The 9,149-nt window shown below is 29.2% G+C and carries 11 protein-coding genes; 1 reads left to right on the top strand and 10 read right to left on the bottom strand.

Annotated features, from left to right (window positions below; genetic code table 11):
* On the bottom strand, window positions 1-191 hold a 191-nt coding region (locus AC5EAH_RS06995), incomplete at its 3' end, for a helix-turn-helix domain-containing protein (RefSeq protein WP_493494060.1).
* Window positions 192-221: 30 nt separating this feature from the next.
* Window positions 222-1,448 (bottom strand): aminotransferase class III-fold pyridoxal phosphate-dependent enzyme, encoded by a 1,227-nt coding sequence (locus tag AC5EAH_RS06990; RefSeq protein ID WP_493494059.1) that lies wholly within the window; start codon window positions 1,446-1,448, stop codon window positions 222-224.
* A 149-nt stretch (window positions 1,449-1,597) separates the two neighbouring features.
* Here AC5EAH_RS06990 and AC5EAH_RS06985 point away from each other — a divergent pair, with 149 nt between their 5' ends.
* On the top strand, window positions 1,598-1,786 hold the full coding sequence (locus AC5EAH_RS06985) for a hypothetical protein (protein ID WP_493494058.1): 189 nt from the start codon (window positions 1,598-1,600) through the stop codon (window positions 1,784-1,786).
* Between the two features lie 290 nt (window positions 1,787-2,076).
* Here the strand turns inward: AC5EAH_RS06985 and AC5EAH_RS06980 are convergent, their stop codons facing one another.
* The 8 genes from AC5EAH_RS06980 to pezA all read right to left on the bottom strand — a co-directional run bounded on the left by AC5EAH_RS06980 (window position 2,077) and on the right by pezA (window position 8,442).
* Window positions 2,077-3,279, bottom strand: coding sequence for an ABC transporter permease (locus AC5EAH_RS06980; protein WP_493494057.1), 1,203 nt, complete (start codon window positions 3,277-3,279; stop codon window positions 2,077-2,079).
* A gap of 181 nt (window positions 3,280-3,460) precedes the next feature.
* Complete coding sequence (locus tag AC5EAH_RS06975; protein WP_493494056.1) at window positions 3,461-4,708, bottom strand: MFS transporter; 1,248 nt, start codon at window positions 4,706-4,708, stop codon at window positions 3,461-3,463.
* 27 nt (window positions 4,709-4,735) lie between these two features.
* Entirely contained in the window at window positions 4,736-5,923 is a 1,188-nt protein-coding gene (locus tag AC5EAH_RS06970; protein WP_493494055.1) for an MFS transporter, read from the bottom strand.
* A gap of 275 nt (window positions 5,924-6,198) precedes the next feature.
* The gene (locus AC5EAH_RS06965) at window positions 6,199-6,372 is read right to left on the bottom strand and encodes a hypothetical protein (protein ID WP_493494054.1); all 174 of its coding nucleotides are present in this window, start codon (window positions 6,370-6,372) and stop codon (window positions 6,199-6,201) included.
* Window positions 6,373-6,392: 20 nt separating this feature from the next.
* Window positions 6,393-6,608: a hypothetical protein gene (locus AC5EAH_RS06960; protein WP_493494053.1), complete on the bottom strand. Its 216-nt coding sequence runs from the start codon at window positions 6,606-6,608 to the stop codon at window positions 6,393-6,395.
* Window positions 6,609-6,907: 299 nt separating this feature from the next.
* On the bottom strand, window positions 6,908-7,087 hold the full coding sequence (locus AC5EAH_RS06955) for a hypothetical protein (RefSeq protein ID WP_493494052.1): 180 nt from the start codon (window positions 7,085-7,087) through the stop codon (window positions 6,908-6,910).
* A 105-nt stretch (window positions 7,088-7,192) separates the two neighbouring features.
* Window positions 7,193-7,966, bottom strand: coding sequence for a type II toxin-antitoxin system toxin PezT (gene pezT, locus AC5EAH_RS06950; RefSeq protein WP_493494051.1), 774 nt, complete (start codon window positions 7,964-7,966; stop codon window positions 7,193-7,195).
* On the bottom strand, window positions 7,966-8,442 hold the full coding sequence (gene pezA, locus AC5EAH_RS06945; RefSeq protein WP_493494050.1) for a type II toxin-antitoxin system antitoxin PezA: 477 nt from the start codon (window positions 8,440-8,442) through the stop codon (window positions 7,966-7,968). The genes pezT and pezA overlap by 1 nt, the downstream gene beginning before the upstream one ends.
* Between the last annotated feature and the right edge of the window lie 707 nt (window positions 8,443-9,149).

Here is a 9,149-nt window from a genome sequence, read left to right as displayed (position 1 = left end):
TGTTCAGATAAGTGTTGACAATCCACAATATACTTTAATTTTAATAAGGAGGGCATTGATTGGCCTGATTCAATTCTTATAAGTTGGCGTACTGATAATTGACTTTCATCTTCACAAAACATTTCTCTAGATAGACCTTGTTGTTCTCTTAGCTTTCTAATACGTTGACCTATTTTATCTTCAAAGCCCATGGTCACATCTCCTTTAAATCTATGTTGCCTTTATTTTATGATTTCGACTATTTTTTCTAATGCTTGTTTTAAGATAGCTTCATCAATATCGAATTGTGGCATAATAATGATTCCTTGTTCTTCACCATTAATATAGGCATAAATTAAAATACCTGAGTTAGTTAATTTAGCTACACATTGTTCTATATCTATTGTTGGTGATAGATCAATTGCTGTCATAATACCTATATTGCGATAGACGATATGATGGTTTGTTAAGATTTCATTAATTATAGTAGATAGACGATGCACTTTATTTAAAATAGCTTGTTGATGTTGTTGATAATAATCAATAACCACTTCTGTTGAAATCATGCCTAGTAAATTACCATTTTGTGTTGAAAAATGCTCCATAGTTTTATCACTATTTAATAGTTGAGTATTAACCGCTTCACTAATACATAAACATCCAAAAGGTACAATACCATTATTAATTGCTTTACTTAACGACAACATATCAGGTGCTTGTGCTAGTTTATGATAGAAAAATGTATCACCTGTTTTGTAAAAACCTGTAGCTACTTCATCCATCACAATCAATACATTATTTTTCTTTAAAATTGCCATTAATTCATTTAAAAAGTCGATGCTTGAGAGATAGACACCTTGCGAAGATAAAACTGGTTCAATAAACATCACATCATAATCTTTAGCAATTTGCATAACTTGCTCTAATATTGTTTGCTCTTGTTCAGGTTGAGTAGGATAATCTATAAATGTTACATGACCATATTTAGGATGAAATGATTCATTTAATTCTTGATTGATACCACTAACAGCTACACCACCAAAAAATGTACCGTGATAAGAATGATTAAACGCTAATATTTTATTTGATACTGATTTTTTATTAATATAATTTGCTATCTTTAAGGCTACTTCTGTATTTTCAGAACCTGAATTTGTATAAATCACTTTACTAAAATGATACTGATTGATTGCCAAAATTTTTTTAGCCACTTCATCATATAGTTGATGTTGAAAAGAATGCATGTCTAAATAAGCTAAACCTTGTTGCAACGTTTCATTAAATCGACGAGATACTTCTTGATAAATATCATGATCATAACCTAATGTCACATTCCATAAACCGCTTCTCAAATCTAAGTATTGTTTACCATTAGTATCTATTAAATAATTACCTGCCGTTTTAACTAATTGACAAGGATACATCGTTTCATGCCCAAATTCTCCATTTAATACCCCATAATGCTTCATTATATTATCACTCCTTTACTGTTATCATATATAAAAGTGCTTACACTATCAATATTTTTTAAGCTGATTACTCATAATATTTACTCAGACAATTGACAGAATATTCACTGAGTTTTATAATGAATATATATAATAAGGAGGTTTTATCAATGAACTTAATCAAGGCTTATTTAAAAAACACTTACGGATTTCTAATCATTCTTTTCCATTCGATTTTCGTCCTACCTCAACAAACAGACCCAACTAAATTATTTATTGGTATTTTTGCTAATACGGTTATCTTCTGTCTCGTCGTATTTATGATTTACGGTAATATTAAAAAGTATAAATTAAGATAATATTTTCACATGACAAACAACGGCTTACTTCTAATGTTAACTGAAGTAAAGCCGTTGTTAAATATTTTTAAGTTATTTTATCTTAGATATACTCCCAATAATAAACATAGTACCTAAAATAAAAAATAATATAGCTAAGCTTAGATGACGATCGAAAAAAATACTCATTAGACAACATAACCATTGTAATAAACCCGTTATAAAATCATATTGATTATGTATTATATATTTATACTTCATAAAAGATTTATCCTTTCTTAATTGAAAACTGTTTTCTATCTATTATATAGCTACTCATATCTTAATGCTTCAATTGGATGTAATTTACTTGCTTTATTGGCTGGTATCAAGCCAAAAATAATACCAATAAATGCTGAAAATAATAAGCTACCCAATCCGACTATGAATGACACACTAGCATGTATATATTCCTCAAATGCTACATTAATAATGGCTGTACAACAAATTGCTAATAAAATACCAATACTGCCACCTAATAAAGTTAATAGCGAGGCTTCAATTAGAAACTGAATACGAATTTTATTTCTAGTGGCACCTAAAGCTTTTCTTAAACCTATTTCACGTGTACGTTCAGTTACAGCCACTAACATAATATTCATGATACCTATTCCACCTACAACTAATGAAATAGCTGCCATTGTTCCTAGCACCATTGTTCTCTTATTTAATTCACTATTCATTTGTTTTTCTATCTTCGTATAGTCTTGCGATTCAAACTGACCCTCTTTAATACCTGATACTTCTGTTAATTTCTGGGCTGCCGCTTGAGCAACACTATTAATTTTAGAAATATCTGATACATGGACTGTTACTCTATCAATTAACTCCGTATTAAATTCATTAGCTACTTGTTGATTCGTCATCAATGCAGTTTCTTTAGGTAAATACTTTTCAATTAATTTTGTCACCTTTGCTTCTTGATAAACACCTATAATACGATAAGCATTATCATTAATAAATAAAACTTGGTTTAAAGCATGTTGGTAATCTTTATCAAATAATTTTTCTGCTAATTTATTATTAATTAATAACATGCGACTAAATGATTGATAATCTTGTTGTTGAAACAATCTTCCTACTAATAATTCAATTTTATTATTATTGAAAAAATGTTCGTCAATACCATTTATAACTACATTATCGACTTTTTTACCATTAGCTATCATGCTTCCCATAGCACCATTAGTCGCAAAATAATCTTTAACACCTTCAACTTTGTTTAATGGCGCCAGCCATTCATATTTTATACTTACTGGTTCTACTATTCTGCCTGTCTCTGTTTTTGGATTATAATATAATAAGACATTTTGCATTTGATCTTCGTAAGTATCTTGTAAAGTTTCCTTCAAACCATTACCTAAAGCAACAATAAGTGTTACCGACGCAACACCAATAATAATACCTAACATCGTTAAAAATGAACGTATTTTATGTTGCATAATCGAACTTAAAGCAAATTTTAAAATTTCCATCTACATTACTCCTCTCACGCTATCGTCAGTCATGACCATACAATTATAAAACGATTAATCTACTTAACACGTTCTAATTATAGTTTACTACCACTTAAAAATCATTTCAATAGTTGATTAATACAATAAACAACGATCTCACTTCCAAAAGTAAAATCGTTGTTTTAATATTTTAAATTAACTACACCACTTTCTTTTCATTCATATAATATTTAAAAGATAGTAAGAAAAGAATAGCAGAAACTGGCAATAAACCATATTTGATAATGACAATTATATCTTTAAATATAAATATCAATAAACTTAATAAACTCGTAAAGACAATCGGTGTAAAACCTAATACTGTACTAATTACTCCCATATAAGAAGACATAAACTCTTTATCTAGCGTATTCACAATTGCCGCTTTAAACTTAGCACCTAAAAACGTAGTAAATATCCCCATGACAATCAATGTCAATGCAAAAATATAAATAGATTTAAAATAACCCGACGTAAAAATAACTAGCCAACAACTCGATAAAATTAAATTCAACTGCGCAAAACTTAATTTGACAAGATACTTAGAAAACAATATACCACTCAAAAACATTGCACCACTCGTAAGTGACATTAAAATGGAAATCGTATAACTTAAATTATAAATTATAAATTGTTGATAATTACTCGCCAATAATGAGATCACTAAAAATAAAGAAGCACCTAAGCCATTAACCATCGTAATAAAAAATAAGATATATCTAAATTGCTTATTTTTAAAAATATCCTTCGCACCAACTTTCATATTATTTAATACCGTTGATGTTTCAGCAGACAATGATGTAGCCGCTTTTTGTTGGTAATAATTGGCTAATTTTTTATTTAAAGTAGGTCTTAATAAAAATAAACTAATCACAATCATTCCTTCAATTGTTGCCACTGTTAATGATAAATATGAAAAACTAATCACTTGTAAACACATCGCACCAATAATCGGTGCAATAATTTGAACACCCGATTGTAACGAAGAAACTTTTGAATAAATAATCGGTAATTCTTCAGATGTTGTTAAAGCAGGCACTACAGGTACAAACAAACTATTTTCAAATTGGCCAAAGAAATTAATAATAATGTACATCGCAACAATAGCAAATAATACAATGGTAGTTATTTTATCTTTAGCCAAGTAAGCCATTACCAAAAATAATATAATACGACTTACATTTGACAAAATAATATAACTCATACGTTGCTCAATTTTATCCGCAAATGCACCAAACACTGCAGAAAACAAAGATGGTACCAATAATAATACTGAAATAATTGCTAATAAAGTCGTATTATTCGGTTGCTGACTACATAAAACAACAATAATCATAGAAAATATACTATCTAAAAATGTTGACGTAATATCTAAACCTACCACCTTAACCAATAAACTATTTTTCATATTTACCCCCTATCTAAAAACGAAATATTATCTAATCCTTTCTTTCATCATATGTTTATAATATCCTGCATACATGACAATAAGAACTAAAAAATAAACTACTGTTAAACATAAATAAATGACTCTCAAATACGTATAATCTAGTTTTGTTAAACCTATACCTATAATCACTATCGTTGAAGAGACGCTTTGTATCATATCTTCATATATTGATAAATTTCTCATTTCTGTTCTGTCTAAATTTAATTGCGTATAATTCGCTGTGAAAATCCCCATAAAAGTTTGACCTAATGCTAACAATGTATATGAAATTAAAATATGCACTAAATGACTCCCTATAGAGAAAAACAACAAATATCCCCCAAAGATAAAACTAGAAATAATAAAATGTTTAAAGTCATGATTATCCCCTAGTTTGTAATAAATAGATGCAGCAACTAAAAAGATACAAGCTAAATAGGATAGTGAAAATGAAAACTGACTTTCTGTGATCCCCACATCTTTAGTTAAATAGATGACTTCATAAGAATCAAAAATCGTTCCTAAAGTATGTGCCAATAATGAGATAGGTATCATCACGATTAATAATTTATATTTTTTTAAAATACTCATCAAATTCTTTATATCTGATTTTTCTTCAGATTGCGTTGTTGACTCCGTACGCATCTCCAAATTATTTGGCAATGATAATAAAAATATTGAACTACCAATAGTCACTAAAGCATATACCAAAAACAAATTAAAGGTATTATTTGTAAACAATGAACCACCTACGATAATTGGAGCTAAAAAATAAGAAATTGAACCTACTGAAGTGTACGTCGAATTAAACTTATTAATATCTTTTTTATCAATGACCAATCTTCTAATTGACGTTAAGTTAGAACCAAATATCGTATTAATCACTTCTATCAACACAACAATAATAAAAACCATCGGTGTATCTTTCAAGAAAAATATACTCGCCAGTAACAAACCCTTCATTATCTCACAACTCATTAATACATATTTAGGTTGCGAATAATTCAAGACAGTCATACCCTTTACTTTTAACGCTAATAAATCCCCCACTGTTTTTGCAATCCACAAAAACATAATCATAGAAATAGAATAGTTCGCAAAAATAATACCCAATAAAATAAGATAACCGTAATCAACACATAAAGACACTAAGCGATTTAACAATATCGCAATCACTACTTTATTTTTAAACATACTCCCCTCCTCATATATACATATTTTAATTAAAACACGTATTATTATTTATATCAACAATTTTTTGTTTATTATAACTATTCTGAAAAATCATTTTAATATAATAACAACAACTACCTTATAAATAACACAAATGGCTTAACACCATGGAATAAAACTCCATAACATTAAGCCATTTTCTATATGTAATATTATAATTAGCAAAAGTCAGTTTTGCCATTGCTATTATTTTTAAATTTTGTTGCCAAACTCATTAAGTCTAAAGTTTAATCAATTTATACTTTCTCATAAAAAAGATGATGAAAAAATTTTGTTGTTTGTACAGCTGCAATTATACATAAAATGACAGATTTAAATACACCATCTTTTAAAGCTGCTAAATTTACAACAAAACAAGATAATAATAAAATATCATCAACTTTTAAAACACTGTGTAATAATCTTTTCATTTTTCAACACTCCCTTATTATCAATACAAATCAATTAATTTTTTTCTAGATAAACGTTTCGATAGCGTTATATTCAATATACTCAGACATAGCACCACAAGTACGACACCTATTTTTTCCATACTCGTTGAAGGTACTGCATTAGATAAATAAAACATCCCATTAACTGGATATAACCAAGCATACTTAAGTAAAACAATAAAATTACTAATAAATGCTAACATAAAACTAATCATAATTCCTGCCATCATACTTTGATTAAAAGACTCTTTGTTTTGAAAAATTCTCCTGTTTTGATTGCTATATATGTAATAGCTAAAACTCGCAAACAAAAGCTACATTCATTTAATATACTATGGATTATATTATAGTAAGGTGTGTTAGGATAATATGTTTTATGAGTATATGATAAGCAGCTAACAATCAAAGTAACTAAACAATAAATTACTATAGACTTTTTCATAAATAATCCCTCCTGAAAAATATGAAGTAAACGTTTTCTTTAAATTAATTCTATACTCAAAAGAATATTTTGTCAATTTTGTTTTGAATCCAAATAATCTCTTTTATACCCTAGAATAGCATATTCTTCAACAAACTGAAAATAATCAGATACTAATAATTCTTCAAAATCACCTGACATTGTAGAAAGTTGCATAATGTCTGTCATTAATTTTAGTTCTTCATTTGAGCAATAATTTCTTCTGAATTGCACTGCCTACTCTTCAAAAATCTTTGATTTTTCCTGTATGTCTAGATGAAAAACCTCCATAATTCTTCCCCTCATCAGCAGTGATAGAATTTTCTAGTTTTAGGTACTTCATTCCCTACTATTTCTCTTACTTAACTTTCTCAACCGTTCCTGTCCTACCCTCAACATCTCTTCCTCTACCTTACTCCATTTTCCAAAGAGGTATTTTTGTAAGACATCTGCTGCTGATCCTTCATCCGTTTCAGAATCATAAACACAACTTCGATCTCTTTGATAAATTCGAATCTGATCAAAGATTTTATCGTTTTCTAGCTTTCGTAAGTTATCAACCAAATACTCTATAATGCCGTCGTGATGCTCTTTAGGCGTTGCTCTAGCTTGATTTGGATTTACCGCATAGACTTCTTCGTAGCGAATCAAGGTACTGAGATAAGACAATTCGGGCTTGGTCGCAATCAAATCCAGTGAAACACGATAATTTCGTGATTTCAATAACTGAGCGGTATTACTTGGAACTTTAGTTGTTCTTAACGTACCTTCAATTAACAAATGATAACCTTGTTGACTGAGCTTCTCCACAAGGCATTCAACCATTTTCCCTGCAAAACCTTTGGTGAAATCCACACTATCTTTACCATACTTCTCTTGTAGTGCAAGATAATTCGGATGTAAAGAGCGGTAGCTATCACCATCAATAATAATAATATTACCTTGAAACTCCTTTTGTTTAATCCGATGTATAGTTGTCTTTCCTGCACCGCTTTGGCCACCAAGTAAAATAGCTTGTGGATTAGCTGAAGAAGTTTTACCCCTTGTCAGAGAGCGAATATTCCGTTTCAGGGCTAAGTCAAAATCTGCCTGACTAAATGCTTCCATTGTCATTAAGCTACCACCTGATGATTGGCAAGTTCTAACATACGCTCTATCCCGTCTAAGTAGCCATTATAGCGCTCTATCTCATCAAAGGTATCTGCCAGATAAATTTTAGTGTTAATGAGATCTGACAAATCATCACTCATCAGAATCCAAGGACTTCTCTCATCATCAAAAGCAATCCCGTGACTATCTTGATAACGGTATAACTGAGATAAAATAACTGCACCACGTTCTTTGATAACTTCTATTTTCAATGTCAATTGATAATCTTCTGCTGGTGTTAACATCTTTTCTTCTCCTACAATATCGATATATGACACATTGAATTGCTGGCAAATGCGGTCTATAAGTCCTGTCGAAATAGAGCTTGTGCCATTTTCATAACGACTAAGACTATTACGTGAAATACCTACAATCTCAGCAAACTCTGGTTGCGTCAAATCATGAGTCTTTCGTAAAAATTTAATATTTTCTCCAATCATAGATAATGACCTCCTATTAGTTACTTTCATTATAACACAGAAATAAATAACGCACCAAAAATGGTGCGTTGTTGATAGTGTTAACTTTTTTTGTCCTTATATCTCTAATGATTAAACAAATAAGTTTGCATGTGTTGTACTTATTTTCTTTGCTATAGCTTACTATTTTATCTGAAAGTCTTGTGTCTAAAAATGCTTCAACATTTGCTGTATGATTATTATTCATACACGTTTTAATCTCTCCACAAACTTTTTTATTGCTTTGTTAGTATAGAATTCATCTAATACAAATCATGTCTTATCTGGTAATACTTCCAAGACTTGTTTTATCGAACTTGCACCCTATCTAAATAAATTTTCTCTATTTTATCTGTATACTATCGTTTATTTTTAATTCTTTTCTATTTGTACTATCTTGCAATTCAACATGATATTCATCACTTTAACTTTTTTCTTCTACTGCTACTAATTCTAGTTCAGTATCTATTATACTTGATTTTTCTACATCATCACCTTCATTTAACAAATAATAATCACCTGTTACTTTATCTTGATAATATCTCTTAATAAAGATTAGATTATCTAAAATTTAAAAAGTATAAATTGTTTAAATAAAAAGAAACACAAGGAAAAGTTGTAGATTATATGCTTTCTAAACAGTCTAAATTAAAAACGTATTATGATATCATTCAAGATATGTTGATTGC

The sequence above is a fragment of the Staphylococcus sp. B1(2026) genome (assembly GCF_058895785.1).
This window is presented reverse-complemented; position numbering and strand designations above follow the sequence as displayed.